Below are 14,690 nucleotides of genomic sequence, written 5' to 3' on the forward strand. Positions count from 1 at the left end.
AAGACAGATACACCATCACACCAATAAACAATCTGTAAATCATGGCAACTGAAACCTTCTATTACGACAACAAGATTGTCCGCAATTTCGCAATTGCGACGGCAATTTGGGGTATAGTAGGGATGCTGGTAGGTATCATAATAGCTATCAAGCTGTTCGCGCCGAACTTCCTGGGCTTCATTCCGGAGCTCTCGTACGGCCGCCTGCGTCCGCTGCACACCAACGCCGTTGTATTTGCCTTTGCCGGCAACGCCATTTTCCTGGGGGTCTATTATTCACTGCAGCGCCTTTGCAAGAGCCGCATGTGGAGCGACACCCTGAGCAAACTTAACTTCTGGGGCTGGCAGGCAATTATTGTTTCTGCGGCACTTACACTTCCTTTGGGTTTCACTCAAAGCAAAGAGTATGCAGAGCTTGAGTGGCCTATCGCCATTGCCATCGCCGTAGTTTGGGTGATTTTTGGCGTAAATATGATGATGACTATTTACAAGCGCCGCGTGAAGCACATGTATGTGGCCATCTGGTTCTACATTGCAACTTTCATTACAGTTGCCGTGCTGCACATTGTAAACAACCTGGTGCTCCCGGTTGATATGCTCAAGAGCTATTCCATGTTTGCAGGCGTGCAGGATGCACTGGTGCAGTGGTGGTACGGGCATAATGCGGTTGCGTTCTTCCTTACGACTCCGTTTTTGGGTTTCATGTACTACTTCATTCCCAAAGCGGCCAACCGTCCGATTTTCTCCTACCGGCTGTCGATTGTCCACTTTTGGGCGCTGATTTTTATCTACATCTGGGCCGGCCCCCATCACCTGCTGTACACTGCCCTTCCTGGCTGGGCGCAGTCGCTGGGCGTTGTGTTCTCGGTGATGCTCATCGCCCCTTCCTGGGGTGGTATGATTAACGGTCTGTTTACGCTTCGCGGCGCCTGGGACCGCGTACGTCAGGATCCGGTTCTGAAATTCCTTGTGGTAGGTGTTACTGCCTACGGTATGGCTACTTTTGAGGGCCCGATGATGTCCTTCAAGAGTGTAAACGCCATCACCCACTATACTGACTATGTAATCAGCCACGTACATACCGCGGCCCTTGCCTGGAACGGCGGCCTCACCTTTGCGATGCTGTACTTCATTATTCCGCGCATTTTCGGAACCAAGCTGCACAGCCTCAAGCTGGCGAACTTCCACTTCTGGGCGGCCACCATGGGTATGGTGATTTACGTAATCCCCATTTACTGGGGCGGCATCACACAGTCGCTGATGTGGAAAGAATTCACTGCCGACGGCACCCTGATGTACCCGAACTTTATGGAAACGGTGACCCACCTGATCCCGATGTACATCGCCCGTACCCTGGGCGGAACCCTGTACTTCACCGGTGTGCTGGTTGGTTCCTACAACCTGTTCATGACCATGAAGCAGGGCAGCCTGATTGCCGACGAAAAAGCTGAGGCACAGGTTGCTGTTGCCGAATCTGCGGCCCGCAAGGAAAGCACTTTCCACCGCTGGCTGGAGTCCAAGCCAACGCTGTTCACCATACTCACAACCGTTGCTATTCTTATCGGTGGTATTGTTGAGTATGTGCCTACCGCCCTTATCAGCTCGAATGTACCGACCATTGCGAGCGTACAGCCTTACACCCCGCTTGAACTCGAAGGCCGCGATATTTACATCGCTGAAGGTTGTGTGGGTTGCCATTCCCAGATGATCCGCCCGTTCCGCTCAGAAACCGAGCGCTATGGGGAGTACTCCAAAGCCGGTGAATTTGTGTACGACAGGCCCTTCCTTTGGGGATCGAAGCGTACCGGCCCCGACCTGCACCGTGTAGGCGGCAAGTATCCGGATTCATGGCATTACATGCACTTTATGAATCCTTACTCTACCTCACCGGGCTCCATCATGCCGGCTTACCCCTGGTTTGCTGAACGCACCACGAATGTGGACCGCATCCCGGCAAAAATCAGAACCCTGCAGCGCCTGGGCGTGCCCTATGCTGAAGGATTTGACCAGGATGCCATTGCGCATTACGAGCGTCAGGCCCGTGAAATTGCTGAAGGCCTTGCAGGCAGCGGTTTCAACGTGGAGTGGAACAGTCAGATGGTAGCCATGATCGCCTACATGCAGCGACTTGGAACCGATATTAACGCAAGCCCGGAAGGCCGCGCACACGCAATTCCTCTCAGAGATGACGCTCAGGCTGCATCTGCTACTGCGAGCCAGGACTAACCCCAACCAAAACTGAGACAACACTATGCGACGCGACGTTTTGGAGACTATTGCGGGGATTGAAATCTTCCCCCTGATTTCCCTGGTCATTTTTGTCGGGTTCTTTGCCCTGATGCTCTTTTATGTTACAACCATGAGCAAGGGAAAAGTTGAAGAGCTCGAAAATATGCCCCTTAGACCCGACTCTGACGAGGACGATATTTTCACCGCCGATCCTAAGGAAAAGAGGAACTGACAATGGCAGAACAACCGAATAAACCAAAAAACGAAACCGATAAGAACCTCATCCTTGATGATGAGCGCGACCTGCTCATGGATCATGAGTACGACGGCATTCAGGAGCTGGATAACAACATGCCGCCCTGGTGGCTGTATGGCTTCTATATAACCATTGTGTTTGCAGTGGGCTATCTGCTGTACTACGATGTGCTGGGCTGGGGCCCTTCACAGGAAGAAGAATACGAGATTGAAATGGCAATGGCAGCCGAGCGCTTCGGAAGCATTGCTCAGGAAAGTTTCGACTTCTCTCAGGCAGTGCTGCTCACTGATGCTGCCAGCCTTGAGCGCGGCCGTGAAGTGTTCAACGCTTCAACCAACCTGTGTACTACCTGCCACGGGCAGAACGCGCAGGGTCTGGTAGGTCCTGACCTGACCAACGACTACTGGAAGCACGGCTGCGACCTGGAGTCACTCATCGTAAGCATCAAGGTAGGGTTTCCTAACCGCGGGATGCCCGCTTATGGCAGCACCGTGCGCATTGCCGATGACGACCTCGTGAAGCTTGCGAGCTACATCGTCTCGCTGCGCGGCAGCAACCCGACCGGAGCCAAAGCACCGGACATGAGCCGCTCGGTACTTTGCGAAGAACCGGCACCGGTGGAAGAAGCAACCGCTGAGGAGTAGCATTCAGCTGAAGAATCAAGGCTCATCAGCACTTGCAGCTGATGAGCCTGTTTCTGCATTATTATTGAAACACCGGCACAAATGCTATTATCTCTGCACCGCTCAGCGACCGGAAAGCGCGGTTTCGTGCAACAGTATTATTTCAGACGCCCTGTTCCGATGCGGGAGATCCCAAACCCGCACCAACCCGGAAAGACAGCTCAACCTGCCCAACCGATATTATTATCAGAAATTGTTCAACGCACCGGGTTAATCCCGGATATTTAAGAAAAAAGGCAACATCATGAGCAAAGCAAATCAGAAAGAGATCAATCCCATCACACAAGAAGAAAGCTACCGGGATTTTGTTTCTACCATAACCGAAGACGGAAAACGAAACTGGATTTACCCCAAAAAGCCCGACGGGCGCCTGTACAAGCTGCGTACCTACCTGAGCTGGCTGCTTCTTGGGTTTTTATTTGCGGGCCCTTTCATCACCATCGGCGGCAACCCGCTGCTGCTGCTCAATATCTTTGAGCGTACCTTTGTGATTTTTGGCGTCGTATTCTGGCCGCAGGATTTCTACCTGTTCTTTCTGGCCATGATCAGCCTCATTGTTTTTGTAGTGCTTTTTACCGCCATTTGGGGCCGGCTTTTTTGCGGCTGGGCATGCCCGCAAACCATTTTTATGGAGATGCTTTTCCGAAAAATCGAATATGCCATTGAAGGCGACGCCACACAACAGCGCCGCCTGAATGAAGCCCCGATGAGCCGGGAAAAGTTTTTCAAAAAAGCAGCCAAGCATACCATCTTTGTGGCCATTGCCCTGCTGATTGCCCACACCTTTATGGCTTATGTGATCGGCAAAGATCAGGTACTCGAAATTGTGATGGCCGGCCCTGCCGAGAACTTTACCGGCTTTCTGGCAACCATGGTGTTCACCGCCCTGTTTTACGGCGTATTCTCCCGATTCAGAGAGCAGGTTTGTCTCGTAGCCTGTCCCTACGGCCGCTTTCAGTCGGTTTTGGTGGATAACGACAGCATTGCCGTAACCTACGATTTTGCCCGGGGTGAAGGCCTCAAAGGCCGCGCCAAAGTAGGTGCCCGCCAAAAAATTGACGGTGTTGTAACCAACTACGCCAAAAACAGCGACACCCAAACCGAGGTGTACGGCGATTGTATCGACTGTGCACAGTGTGTGAAGGTTTGCCCTACCGGTATCGACATCCGCAACGGTATTCAGCTGGAGTGCATCAACTGCACGGCCTGTATCGATGCCTGTAACGATGTAATGCGTAAAATCGGCAAGCCGGAAGAGCTGGTAACCTACACCTCTTACAATGCCGTCAAAAACGGAGACAAACCCAACTTCTTCACTACAAGGGTAAAAGCGTATATCGCCGTTTTCACCATCATCTTTTCCCTGTTCCTGTACCTGTTTGTTACGCGCCCGGAAGTGTACACCGTGATTTTACGGGAACCCGGTATGCTTTACAACGAGCTGCCCGGCGACCGCTTCTCAAACTTCTACAACGCCAAATTTTTCAACAAAACCTTTAACGATACCGAAGTTGAACTCCGTTTGATCAGCCCTGCCGGTGAAATTCAGTGGCTTGGTGAGCAACGTACGGTGCCTGGGCAACAGCAGGTCGAAAACCGCATCATGGTTTTCCTTGACCGCGGTCAGCTCACAGGCGCTCAAACAGAGGTCGAATTTGGTGTGTATTACGATGGCCGCCGGATACAAACCCTGCGTACCAATTTTATCGGGCCGCCTCCCGGCAGATAGCCCCCTTTTCAAGTTCAAACCTCAACACAACAAAACCCTTCTGAATTATGGATTCACCACAAGCTCAAAAAAAAGAATGGAAGTGGCCCCTGGGCATCTTTCTGTTTTATATGACCTTCGTAATCGGAACCCTGAGTTTCGTGATCTTTACGTTCACCCAAAAAACCGATCTGGTGATTGAGCAGTACTACGAAGCAACCATCACCTATCAGGATCACATCGACAAGGCAAAACGTGCTAACAGCCTTGCTGAGCCGGTACAGTTTAACATGCAGGGCCGGGATGTTGCTATCACGTTTCCCTCCTTTATGCAGGCCGAAGGGCTAAACGGTGAAGTGCACTTGTACCGGCCTTCAGGCTCAAGTTTGGATGAGCTGCTGCCCCTAAGTACCGATGAATATGGCGTACAGCACCTTTCTTTTGAAGACAGAACCCCCGGCCTGTGGCGCGTTAAAGTTGAATGGTCATTCGACGGTTTGGCCTATTACACTGAGAAAGACCTGTTCATACAGTAACATTTTCAGCTGCCAACCGGCAAGCACAGGGCAAACTGCAGCCTTTGCGTTTGGATTCGTAAAAAAGCCTGTCTTTTAGGAAAAGGCAGGCTTTTTTGTGCAAAAGACAACCTCATCAGCGGTTTAATTTCTTCATGAGAATGAGCGCTGAGTTCGTTAACTTCACCTGTTAACAAGCCGTAGCAGGCTATTTCCAATTTTGTTTAACGAATGCTAAAGCACTCACTCCCGTGCACAGTATAACTCATGCACGATTACTGTTACCTGTTACGAACGAAAAAAAATCCCACCCTGACAAGAATCTTTTTATGGTAGAATCAATGACCGGTTTTGGCCGGGCTCAGGTACAAGCCGAAGGATATTCCGTTGAAACGGAAATCCGGTCTGTAAACAACCGATACTGTGATGTAAGCATCAAACTGCCGGGCGAATTTCAGCACCTTGAGCAGCCCGTTCGCAGCAGCCTTCAGCAGCAGTTCGGACGAGGCAAAATTACGGTCAGCGTAAAATTGGAACAAATTCAGGCCCTGGCACCCCGCATAAGTATTAACAAAGAAATGGCGGCCTCTTACTATAAAGCCTTAACCGAACTTGGCGAAACGCTCAACATTCCTGATAAACCAGGCTATAGGGAGCTGCTCAGCTTCAACGATATTTTCAGCCGTGAAGGGATGAGCGAAGAGGAGCAGACCCTGATTTCCGGCATTATTCAGCAATCTGTGGATGAGGCTACCGTGCTGACCTTAAACATGCGCCGGAATGAAGGCGCCGAGCTTGCAAAGGATCTGTTTGACCGGCTCGATCAGATTGACCGCATCACCGGTGAAATTCTTCTGCTTTCTGAGGGCCGTGCAAGTGACGCAAGGACCAAGCTTCAGGAAAGGGTTACAACCCTGCTTTCAGACGATTCCTATGATAAAGAACGGCTCGAACTTGAAATTGCACTTCTCGCCGACAAACTCGATATCACCGAAGAGATTGTGCGCCTGCGCTCCCACCTTGTTTTCTTCCGTGAAGCCCTTCAGGGACAACAGTCAGCCGGGCGCAAGCTTAACTTCCTGATGCAGGAAATGCTGCGGGAAATCAACACCATAGGCTCAAAATCCTACAGTGCCGAAATCGCCCATAAAGTGGTTGATGTGAAGGAAATAATCGAAATAATCCGCGAACAGATTCAAAACCTGGTGTAAGCCATGCTCGAAAAAAAGCCGCAAAACATGGGCAAAGGAAGCGTAGTGGTGATAACGGCTCCCAGTGGGGCCGGAAAAACGACGCTGGCCAAAAAGCTGCTGGCGGAATTTGAGCAGCTCGTTTTTTCAGTTTCTGCCACAACCCGCAAACCGCGAGCCCGTGAAGTTCACGGTAAGGACTATTACTTTTTCGACCGTGCTGAGTTTGAAGCCCATATCGCAAAAGGTGATTTCCTGGAGTGGGAGGAATTCTACAACGGCTCTCTCTACGGCACCCTTCGAAGCGACGTTGAAAATCACATAAAAAATGGCTACTTTGTCCTGTTCGATGTTGAAGTAAACGGAGCGCTCAATCTGAAAAATGTTTACGGCAGTTCCTGCCTATCCGTTTTCATCAAGCCTCCCTCCATGCAGGTTCTTGAAAGCCGGCTTCGCAGCCGCGGCACTGAATCAGAAGAAACCCTAAGCCTGCGTCTGGAAAGGGCCCAAATGGAACTGCAACAGGCCGGTGTTTTTGACGCCATTGTAGTAAATGATGATTTTGACCTCGCCTATACTGCTGTCAGAGAACTGATCATCAGCTTCACCGGCTGCAGTTACTAAACTTCAGCAACAGCTTTTTTTATTCCCTTAACAATCCGCAAATACCGCTATGTCAGCACGTGCACTTGATGTTGAAAAAATCCAGGACTCAACCGGAAACCTGTACGAGTCAATCGTAATTATGGGCAAACGCTCCCGTCAGATTTCGGCCCGTGAGAAAATGGAGCTGGATGAAAAACTCCGTTATTTCGAAGGTTTTGAAGAAGAAGACGAGTTTTCTTTCAATGAAGAGCAGGAACGTATCTCCAAAGAGTATGAGCGCAGGCCGCATCCCGTTGTCCGTTCTGTTGAAGAATTCCTGGACAGTAAAGTGGCTTACCGCTACCCCGACAATCAATAGTTTTTCAGGATGATTTCCGAAACCCGTCCGCTGGCCCGTAAGCGCATCATTTTGGGTATCACGGGCGGTATAGCCGCCTATAAAGCGGCTTTTTTATTGCGCGAACTTCAGAAACTTGATGCGGAAGTGCGTTGTATCATGACGCCTTCCGCACTTCGTTTTTTAGGGAAGGATACCATGAGTGCGCTTTCCCGGCAGCCCGTGCCGGTTGATGTTTTCCCTCAGGACAGCGACGTGGCCGAAAGCTGGTCGCGCCACATTCAGTGGGCCGAGTGGGCCGATGCGATGCTGATTGCCCCCTGCACCGCCAACACCCTGGCCAAAATTGTGCACGGCCTGTCTGATAACATGCTCACCTCTACCGTGCTCGCAGCCCGTTGCCCGGTAATGATCTGCCCCACCATGGACGGCGGCATGTACGAAGCCCCATCAACACGCCGTAACCGTGCGCTTGCCGCTGAATACGGCTACCACCTTATCGAACCCGGGCACGGCTACCTCGCAAGCGGGCTCGAAGATACCGGCCGCCTGCCTGAGTTTCCTGCTATCATCGATGCTCTTGAAAAGCTGTTTCCAAAGCAGAACGGGAACGCGGCATCACAGGGTGCACTTTCCGGCAAGCGCGTACTCATCACGGCGGGCCCTACCCGCGAATATGCCGACGCCGTCCGCTTTCTTTCCAACCCAAGCACCGGCAAGATGGGCTTCGCCATGGCGGAAGCTGCGATGAAGCTTGGTGCTGAAGTTACGCTCGTTCACGGCAGGGTAGCGCTGAGCCCCCCGAAAGGAGCCGCCGCGGTTCCGGTCGTTTCGGCGCAGGATCTTTTTGAAGCCGTTAAAAGCCGGCATGAAGCGCATGATGTCTTCATTCTAGCAGCCGCTGTGTCGGATTTCCGGCCTGCAAACCGGGCTTCACATAAAGTCAAGAAAGAAGGCGCTGAACTCCTGCTCAAGCTTGAGAAAACCCCGGATACCCTGCAATGGCTGGGAGAAAACAAGCTGCCGCACCAAACCCTGATCGGTTTTGCCATGGAAACCGAAGAGCTCGTAAAGCAGGCATCAGAAAAAAGAAAACGCAAAAAAGCAGATTTCATGGTTGGCAATACCATCGGCAGACCCGGAACGGGCTTTGAAGCCGATACTAACGACGTTCTGCTCATCGGGGAAAGGCAGGGGCAGGAGTTCACCCTTCCGCTCAGCGGCAGTAAGCTGAGTCTGTCTGAAACCATTCTCAGCACCATTTTCGGATCTGACGGGTTTCGCAAATAAGCAACAGAAAACTGCTTTCACAGAGGCTATCTTAGGGGATGATTAATTCAGATTTGCTCAAAAAAAAACAGTCGCTTTTCAGCCTATTGCTGGCTGGTTGTGCTGCAGGCCTGCTGCTGTTGCTGCTCATCCCGCCGCCGAAAACTTATCTGCTCCACGACCTTGGTTCCCTGGACCGTGTAATCACCCAAAGCTTAGCCGCTTACGGCATCCCGGCCGGCCGGCTGCAGGTACAGACAAGCCGGGTTGACAGCCTTCTCACCCGCCGTGATTATACCGTGCAGGTGCCTCTGCGTTTCCCTGCAACGCGGGTGCACATTGCCATCGCACAGGGAGCTCACCCTTATGGCGTTAAAGTTCTTGGCAGCTATAACCGGGATGAAACCGCGCTCCGGCTCACACTCAGTTACGGCCCTACCCTGCTGCGCACGGTCGAAATGCAGTTTTCGGAACCCCACGAACCTCAGCCCCTGCCATAAACGCAATGAACCCGCTTGAGCGCCTGAAACTCGATGCTTTTCCGCAGCCCGAACCCATCATGCTGCAACATCCCGTACTGCTGTGCCACGGCTTTGGAGCCCTTGGCAACTTTGTGAGCAAAGGGCTGCTGCATAGCAGTTGTATGTTGCTTCGTTCTCACGGCGTGCTGGCCTTCGCCCCCAACATTCTGCCCTACGGCCGCATAAACACGCGGGCAGAAGCCTGGTGTGAAATCATTGACGTAATCAAAGCCAAAACAGGTGCCTCGAAACTGCACGTGATTGCCCACTCGATGGGCGGGCTTGATATTCGATACGCCATTAGCAGGCTTGCCCGGCATACAGATATCCTCAGCCTCACCACCATAAGCACCCCGCATCAGGGCACAAGCCTGGCGAAGCTCACCCTCAACACCCCGGATCCCATCCGGGAAAACGTGCTCAGCATCATGAATTGGTTCGGAAACAACGTGTATCCCAACATCCCAAGCGATGTACTGGGCGCACTACGGCAGCTCAGCCCGGAATATGTTCGGCAGGAATTCAACCCCGCAACACCTAACCACCCCGAGGTCGTTTATCAATCCGTTACTGCAGCCTGCGGCAAAGGCACAGATATTCCGATCAACAAGCTGCTGATTGCCTTCAACAACTATATTTACGAGCGGGAAGGTCTCAACGACGGATACGTACCCACCGAAGGCGCCCGCTGGGGCACCTTAATTGCCGAAACAACGCTTTCCCATGCCGAGCAGATCAGGCTCAACATTTCTTCAAAAAAAATCCCGCAATGGCGGGATTTGTGGGTCGAAATAGCACAGTCACTCAGAAAAACAGAGCCCGGCTAAGCTTTTTTATAGGGTGATGCGCTCCTGAGCCGCACGCAATTCCGGGTCAGATATCCATGCCGGACATGGCCTCGAACACTTTGTAGGCCGTAAGGTCATATTGAATCGGGGTGATGGAGGCAAAGCCGCTTTTGAGCACGTTGATGTCCACATCCTCGGCTTCATCGAGCACTTCGAGCCGGCCGAACATCCAGTAGTAGGGGCGGTTTACCGGATCCACACGGGCCACATACTCATCGGTGTAGCGGCTGTCGCCCTGCCGGGCCCACTTCATACCCTTAAAAGAGCCCGCGGGCGCGTTCACGTTAAGGGTGATGCCCCGGGGCAGGCCGTTATCAAACACAAACTGAACGGCCCGGGCAGCGGCCTCCTGAGCCCCGCTGAGGTCGGCATCCTCAGCAAAGTCCATGCAGCTCACAGCGATGGAGGGATACCCGAGAATAGTGCCCTCGGTAGCGGCACTCACCGTGCCGGAATAAATGATGTTAATACCCGCATTCGAGCCGTGATTGATGCCGCTGAGCACGAGATCCGGCTTTTCATCCAGCAGCTGATCGGTAGCAAGCTTCACACAGTCGGCCGGTGTACCGTTTACGGAAATGGCTGTTACACCGTCTTTCATCTCAAATTTTTGCGTGCGCAGCGGCTCCGAAATCGTGATGGAGTGCCCGACCGCGCTCTGCTGCCGGTCAGGCGCTACCACAACTACACGGCCGAAACGCTCTGCCACTTCAACCAGCGCGCGGATACCTTTTGAGAAAATGCCGTCGTCGTTGGCTACGAGAATCAGCCGGTCTTTCTTTGCGGTCATCAGTTTAAATCAACAGGGTAAAAAAAATTAGTTGTACTGTTCCTTCTCGTTGGGGAAATCGCGGGATTTCACATCGTGCACATAGTTACCAACGGCATCAACCACGATGCTGTGCAGGTCGGCATAGCGGCGCAGGAAGCGGGGATGAAAGTCTTTATTGAGGCCGAGCATATCGTGGCTCACGAGCACCTGCCCGTCGCAGTGCGGGCCCGCACCGATACCGATGGTTGGGATGCTGATGCTCTCGGTAACTTTCTTCGAAAGCTTTGATGGAATTTTTTCCAGTACCAGCGCAAAACAGCCGGCATCTTCGAGGCGGCGTGCGTCTTCCATTAGTTGTTCTGCTTCGGCATCTTCGGTAGCGCGTACTTTGTAGGTGCCGAATTTGTAAATACTTTGCGGGGTGAGGCCCAGGTGCCCCATCACCGGAATGCCGGCATCCACAATACGGCCCACGGTATCGATAATCGGGCGGCCTCCTTCCAGCTTCACCGCATGTGCACCGGCTTCTTTCATCATGCGGCCTGCACTGTTGAGCGCTTCTTTGGTCGTAACCTGATAACTCATGAAAGGAAGGTCGGCGACTACGAGAGCACGGTCGGTACCTCGAACCACACAGGAGGTGTGGTAAATCATGTGGTCGAGGGTAATCGGCAGGGTTGTTTCGAAACCCGCCATCACATTACTTGCGGAGTCCCCCACGAGGATAATATCGATACCTGCGGCATCGATAAGTTTGGCCATGGTAAAATCATAGGCGGTGAGCATGCTAATGGCTTCTCCGCGATGCTTCATATCAACGACCGTTTGTGTAGTTACTTTCACCGGGTTAACAGTGTTAGGCTTGTGGGCGGAATCTCCGAGTTGTGTACTCATAATAAAAAGGGATGCGGAATATCAGATGGAATCAGAAGGGACAAAAGCAGCAGTAGCTTCAAGCTCGCAGGCAATCTTACCGTCAACGGTTGCTATGCCTTTAATGGTTGCGAACTGCCTGCGCAGTGAAACAACCTCAACCTCCATGTGCAGGCGGTCGCCCGGCACCACAGGCTTTCTGAATTTTGCTTTATTTATACTCGAAAACACAATGGTCGTATTTTTGGGGTCTTTCGCTATTTTTTTCAGAAACAAAATGCAGCCTGCCTGTGCCATCGCTTCAACCTGCAGCACGCCCGGCATAATGGGCTTACCCGGAAAATGCCCGTTAAAAAACTCCTCGTTACCGGTCACATTTTTGAAGGCAGTAATTTTTTTGTCATCCATCTCCAAAACACGGTCAACCAGCAGAAACGGGTAGCGATGCGGTATCACGGCTTTAATTTCTTCAATATTCATCATCATAATTCAAATAAAAAAAGTTTGCTGATTAGCTGTAAACCCGGGGTCTGCTTCCGAATGGGTCAATTCTGAACATACACATCATGAGCCGGTACGGAGAACCCTATCTTTTAATAATATCTTTTATTCCTTTCAGTTACAAATGAAAGCAACTGAGCGGCTTATCCGGCTACTGTACCCACATAAATATAGGCAACGCCACTCTGAAGGGTGTGATAGCTTTGGGTGCTGTACCCGCCTGACTCCTGCATGAGCGCCAGGAATTTTTCGCCGGCAGGAAACTTTGCGCTCGTTTCAGGCAAGTACTCGTAGGCATGCTTGTTTCCGCTGAGCCAGCCGCCAACAGTTGGCATCACGTATTTGGAATACAGGGTGAAGGGCACTTTCATGATTCCGTAGGCCTGACCAAATTCGAGCACGATCACTTTGCCGCCGGGTTTTACCACGCGCGCCATTTCACGCAGGCAAACCACGGGATCGTCCACATTCCGGATGCCGAAGGCAATGCTCGCAATATCGAAGCGGTCTTCTTCAAAAGGCAGATCCATGGCATCGGCTACTTCAAACTGAATGTCGAGCCCTTTTTTGCGGGCCTTGCCCGGTGCCGGCGCAATCATGGCATCGGAAAAATCCGTACCGATTACATGCCCCTGAGGCCCCACTTTTTTCTTGAAGGTGATGGCGAAATCGCCTGTTCCGGTTGCGCAGTCAAGCACATGATGCCCCGGTTTTGCCCCGCTCAGCTTAACCGCCTTTTTGCGCCAGCGGTGGTGGATACCAAAAGACAGTACAGTGTTGATTAAATCATACTTCTCGGCGATGGAGCCGAACATTTGCCTTACTTGTTCACTCATGAAAAACCTTTGGGAATAGGCCGGGGCTTCGTTCAAAGCCAGCGGTCGTATTGGGTTGAAATAATAAAATAAAAAAGGGATCACCGAACCTGCTGTCCGGCCTGTGTTTAATGTATGCTGAACCTTAAAAGCCCGCCCTGCATTCCGTTAGCAGCGGCCGGCTTAGTAGCGGGTGCGGTTGTGGTCAGCCGCCTCCTGCCAAACCTGCCCGAAAACTGAGTGCAGCACCGGGTAGATGGTTAGCTGCTGTAAACCGGCATCGCCACGCTCTTCTGCCGAAGGCACATAAAACCGCGCACCTTCAGCTGCCGTTACCGCCAGGTTTGCATGCTGAGCTATCCGTTTTTCGAACACCTTTGTCCGTCCCTGCCAGCCGCTCACACCAACACGCACTCTGTAAACCGGCCCGGGATGCACCACATTCAGGGTCCGGACCGCGCGGATGCTCACCTCATCGATTCGGAAAACAATGTCGGCGTCAATCGGGTTATCGGCCATGCGCAGGGTTTGCTGTCCGCTGCGGCTGTAAGCGGCAAGTACCCGGTCCAGTGCTGAGGCCGCAAGCGAATCAGCCGCACCCGCTCTGAGTGCTTCCTGAAGCCCGGTTTCGAGCCGGCGCATGTCCAGATCATACGATTCCTGCGGAGCCTGTTCCAGATAAACCGACCAGCTTGTAACACGCGGATCATCGTTCAGCCAGCCGGTACGGGCACAGCCCGCAGCAATCCAAACCAGCAGCAGGAAAAAAACCGGCTTAACGGCCGGCGGGAAAAAGTTATTCATCATATAAAGTTGTTCCGGGAAGAAGTTATTTTTTGGAGCGGAAAGCCCACTTTTTGCGCTGCACGGCGCTCTTTTCCATCGCCTGCATCAGGTCGCGCTCCATGGTTTCTACCGAGGCGAGGGTTACACCCTGCTTTAGGGCAAAGCGCACAAGCAGCATATTAAGGATGCGGTCGTTGCTTCCGGCTTTGGGTAATTCTGCGGCCGGATTCGCGTTTCCATAGACATCACCTTCAAAAATCCGGTTCAGCAGCAGCCGGTTCCAGCCGAATTTAGAGGTTAGGAACAGCAGCAGCCCGTAGGCTACTTTTCCGGCTTCACCGCTGATGCCAAACCACGACAGGAAAGCAACACCTGCCAGAAACAGCACGATTTCATTCGAGAGCACGCCGAGCGGTGCGTCAGCTGCCGGCCCTGCGAGCGCGCTTCGGCTGCGGTGCCACAGTACAATCAGCCCCAGGGCCACCGGCACAGCCCAGGTCGGGGGCAGCAGCGCCAGCAGAATGAGGCTCACCCAAACACCAATGGCATCCGTACTTTCAATCCACCGGCTTGCCTTGCGCAGCCATTCACCGGCGGGCGCTTGCTCAAGCAGCTCAGGTGCGTAGGTTTTGAGCTCCGCTTCGCGCGTGCCGAACAGATAGCCTTTGGGGGTGAGCATTCCCGCGGGCGAATCGAGGTAAGTAAACTTCTGCTCTCCGGCGAATAATTTATTCAGCATCATTTTTCCGGGATCACCGCACCTGCCTGCAGCCTGTGCGGTT

General features: G+C 52.5%; 17 protein-coding genes. 11 read left to right on the plus strand and 6 right to left on the minus strand.

Annotated features, from left to right (window positions below):
• The first annotated feature begins 41 nt into the window (after window positions 1-41).
• The 11 genes from ccoN (at window position 42) to LAT75_RS03595 (ending at window position 10,140) form a co-directional block, all read left to right on the plus strand.
• Window positions 42-2,225, plus strand: coding sequence for a cytochrome-c oxidase, cbb3-type subunit I (ccoN, locus tag LAT75_RS03545; protein ID WP_291481244.1), 2,184 nt, complete (start codon window positions 42-44; stop codon window positions 2,223-2,225).
• A gap of 25 nt (window positions 2,226-2,250) precedes the next feature.
• Window positions 2,251-2,460: a hypothetical protein gene (locus LAT75_RS03550; protein WP_291481245.1), complete on the plus strand. Its 210-nt coding sequence runs from the start codon at window positions 2,251-2,253 to the stop codon at window positions 2,458-2,460.
• A gap of 2 nt (window positions 2,461-2,462) precedes the next feature.
• Window positions 2,463-3,128 (plus strand): cbb3-type cytochrome c oxidase N-terminal domain-containing protein, encoded by a 666-nt coding sequence (locus tag LAT75_RS03555; RefSeq protein ID WP_291481246.1) that lies wholly within the window; start codon window positions 2,463-2,465, stop codon window positions 3,126-3,128.
• A 283-nt stretch (window positions 3,129-3,411) separates the two neighbouring features.
• Window positions 3,412-4,896: a cytochrome c oxidase accessory protein CcoG gene (gene ccoG, locus LAT75_RS03560; RefSeq protein ID WP_291481247.1), complete on the plus strand. Its 1,485-nt coding sequence runs from the start codon at window positions 3,412-3,414 to the stop codon at window positions 4,894-4,896.
• Between the two features lie 47 nt (window positions 4,897-4,943).
• A complete protein-coding gene (locus LAT75_RS03565) occupies window positions 4,944-5,411 on the plus strand; it encodes a FixH family protein (RefSeq protein WP_291481248.1) in 468 nt (155 codons plus the stop codon).
• Window positions 5,412-5,719: 308 nt separating this feature from the next.
• On the plus strand, window positions 5,720-6,601 hold the full coding sequence (locus tag LAT75_RS03570) for a YicC/YloC family endoribonuclease (protein ID WP_291481249.1): 882 nt from the start codon (window positions 5,720-5,722) through the stop codon (window positions 6,599-6,601).
• 3 nt (window positions 6,602-6,604) lie between these two features.
• Window positions 6,605-7,204 (plus strand): guanylate kinase, encoded by a 600-nt coding sequence (gene gmk / locus LAT75_RS03575; protein ID WP_291481250.1) that lies wholly within the window; start codon window positions 6,605-6,607, stop codon window positions 7,202-7,204.
• Window positions 7,205-7,253: 49 nt separating this feature from the next.
• Window positions 7,254-7,544 carry a DNA-directed RNA polymerase subunit omega gene (locus LAT75_RS03580; RefSeq protein ID WP_291481251.1) on the plus strand — a complete coding sequence of 97 codons (291 nt, stop codon included), beginning with the start codon at window positions 7,254-7,256 and terminating at the stop codon, window positions 7,542-7,544.
• Between the two features lie 9 nt (window positions 7,545-7,553).
• Complete coding sequence (gene coaBC / locus LAT75_RS03585; RefSeq protein ID WP_291481252.1) at window positions 7,554-8,813, plus strand: bifunctional phosphopantothenoylcysteine decarboxylase/phosphopantothenate--cysteine ligase CoaBC; 1,260 nt, start codon at window positions 7,554-7,556, stop codon at window positions 8,811-8,813.
• A 53-nt stretch (window positions 8,814-8,866) separates the two neighbouring features.
• Window positions 8,867-9,292, plus strand: coding sequence for a hypothetical protein (locus LAT75_RS03590; RefSeq protein WP_291481253.1), 426 nt, complete (start codon window positions 8,867-8,869; stop codon window positions 9,290-9,292).
• Window positions 9,293-9,297: 5 nt separating this feature from the next.
• On the plus strand, window positions 9,298-10,140 hold the full coding sequence (locus LAT75_RS03595) for an alpha/beta fold hydrolase (protein ID WP_291481254.1): 843 nt from the start codon (window positions 9,298-9,300) through the stop codon (window positions 10,138-10,140).
• A 46-nt stretch (window positions 10,141-10,186) separates the two neighbouring features.
• On the opposite strand, the gene surE is transcribed toward LAT75_RS03595, so the two are convergent.
• The 6 genes from surE to LAT75_RS03625 form a co-directional block, all read right to left on the minus strand.
• Entirely contained in the window at window positions 10,187-10,951 is a 765-nt protein-coding gene (gene surE / locus LAT75_RS03600) for a 5'/3'-nucleotidase SurE (protein WP_291481255.1), read from the minus strand.
• Between the two features lie 27 nt (window positions 10,952-10,978).
• Window positions 10,979-11,827 (minus strand): 3-methyl-2-oxobutanoate hydroxymethyltransferase, encoded by an 849-nt coding sequence (gene panB / locus LAT75_RS03605; protein WP_291481256.1) that lies wholly within the window; start codon window positions 11,825-11,827, stop codon window positions 10,979-10,981.
• Between the two features lie 21 nt (window positions 11,828-11,848).
• Window positions 11,849-12,289 carry a 3-hydroxyacyl-ACP dehydratase FabZ gene (fabZ, locus tag LAT75_RS03610; RefSeq protein WP_363320509.1) on the minus strand — a complete coding sequence of 147 codons (441 nt, stop codon included), beginning with the start codon at window positions 12,287-12,289 and terminating at the stop codon, window positions 11,849-11,851.
• Window positions 12,290-12,450: 161 nt separating this feature from the next.
• On the minus strand, window positions 12,451-13,143 hold the full coding sequence (gene ubiE, locus LAT75_RS03615) for a bifunctional demethylmenaquinone methyltransferase/2-methoxy-6-polyprenyl-1,4-benzoquinol methylase UbiE (protein ID WP_291481258.1): 693 nt from the start codon (window positions 13,141-13,143) through the stop codon (window positions 12,451-12,453).
• A gap of 162 nt (window positions 13,144-13,305) precedes the next feature.
• Entirely contained in the window at window positions 13,306-13,929 is a 624-nt protein-coding gene (locus tag LAT75_RS03620) for a hypothetical protein (RefSeq protein ID WP_291481259.1), read from the minus strand.
• A 22-nt stretch (window positions 13,930-13,951) separates the two neighbouring features.
• Window positions 13,952-14,650 (minus strand): hypothetical protein, encoded by a 699-nt coding sequence (locus tag LAT75_RS03625; protein ID WP_291481260.1) that lies wholly within the window; start codon window positions 14,648-14,650, stop codon window positions 13,952-13,954.
• Between the last annotated feature and the right edge of the window lie 40 nt (window positions 14,651-14,690).

Origin of the sequence: Cyclonatronum sp. (assembly GCF_022565315.1) — a bacterium.
Taxonomy (GTDB): Bacteria; Bacteroidota; Rhodothermia; order Balneolales; family Cyclonatronaceae; genus Cyclonatronum.

Excerpts from the sequence above, each read along its gene's own strand:
- ccoN (WP_291481244.1), top strand. The coding sequence starts at position 42 with ATGGCAACTGAAACCTTCTATTACGACAACAAGATTGTCCGCAATTTC.
- LAT75_RS03550 (WP_291481245.1), top strand. The coding sequence starts at position 2,251 with ATGCGACGCGACGTTTTGGAGACTATTGCGGGGATTGAAATCTTCCCC.
- LAT75_RS03555 (WP_291481246.1), top strand. The coding sequence starts at position 2,463 with ATGGCAGAACAACCGAATAAACCAAAAAACGAAACCGATAAGAACCTC.
- ccoG (WP_291481247.1), top strand. The coding sequence starts at position 3,412 with ATGAGCAAAGCAAATCAGAAAGAGATCAATCCCATCACACAAGAAGAA.
- LAT75_RS03565 (WP_291481248.1), top strand. The coding sequence starts at position 4,944 with ATGGATTCACCACAAGCTCAAAAAAAAGAATGGAAGTGGCCCCTGGGC.
- LAT75_RS03570 (WP_291481249.1), top strand. The coding sequence starts at position 5,720 with ATGGTAGAATCAATGACCGGTTTTGGCCGGGCTCAGGTACAAGCCGAA.
- gmk (WP_291481250.1), top strand. The coding sequence starts at position 6,605 with ATGCTCGAAAAAAAGCCGCAAAACATGGGCAAAGGAAGCGTAGTGGTG.
- LAT75_RS03580 (WP_291481251.1), top strand. The coding sequence starts at position 7,254 with ATGTCAGCACGTGCACTTGATGTTGAAAAAATCCAGGACTCAACCGGA.
- coaBC (WP_291481252.1), top strand. The coding sequence starts at position 7,554 with ATGATTTCCGAAACCCGTCCGCTGGCCCGTAAGCGCATCATTTTGGGT.
- LAT75_RS03595 (WP_291481254.1), top strand. The coding sequence starts at position 9,298 with ATGAACCCGCTTGAGCGCCTGAAACTCGATGCTTTTCCGCAGCCCGAA.
- surE (WP_291481255.1), bottom strand. The coding sequence starts at position 10,951 with ATGACCGCAAAGAAAGACCGGCTGATTCTCGTAGCCAACGACGACGGC.
- panB (WP_291481256.1), bottom strand. The coding sequence starts at position 11,827 with ATGAGTACACAACTCGGAGATTCCGCCCACAAGCCTAACACTGTTAAC.
- fabZ (WP_363320509.1), bottom strand. The coding sequence starts at position 12,289 with ATGATGAATATTGAAGAAATTAAAGCCGTGATACCGCATCGCTACCCG.
- ubiE (WP_291481258.1), bottom strand. The coding sequence starts at position 13,143 with ATGAGTGAACAAGTAAGGCAAATGTTCGGCTCCATCGCCGAGAAGTAT.
- LAT75_RS03620 (WP_291481259.1), bottom strand. The coding sequence starts at position 13,929 with ATGATGAATAACTTTTTCCCGCCGGCCGTTAAGCCGGTTTTTTTCCTG.
- LAT75_RS03625 (WP_291481260.1), bottom strand. The coding sequence starts at position 14,650 with ATGATGCTGAATAAATTATTCGCCGGAGAGCAGAAGTTTACTTACCTC.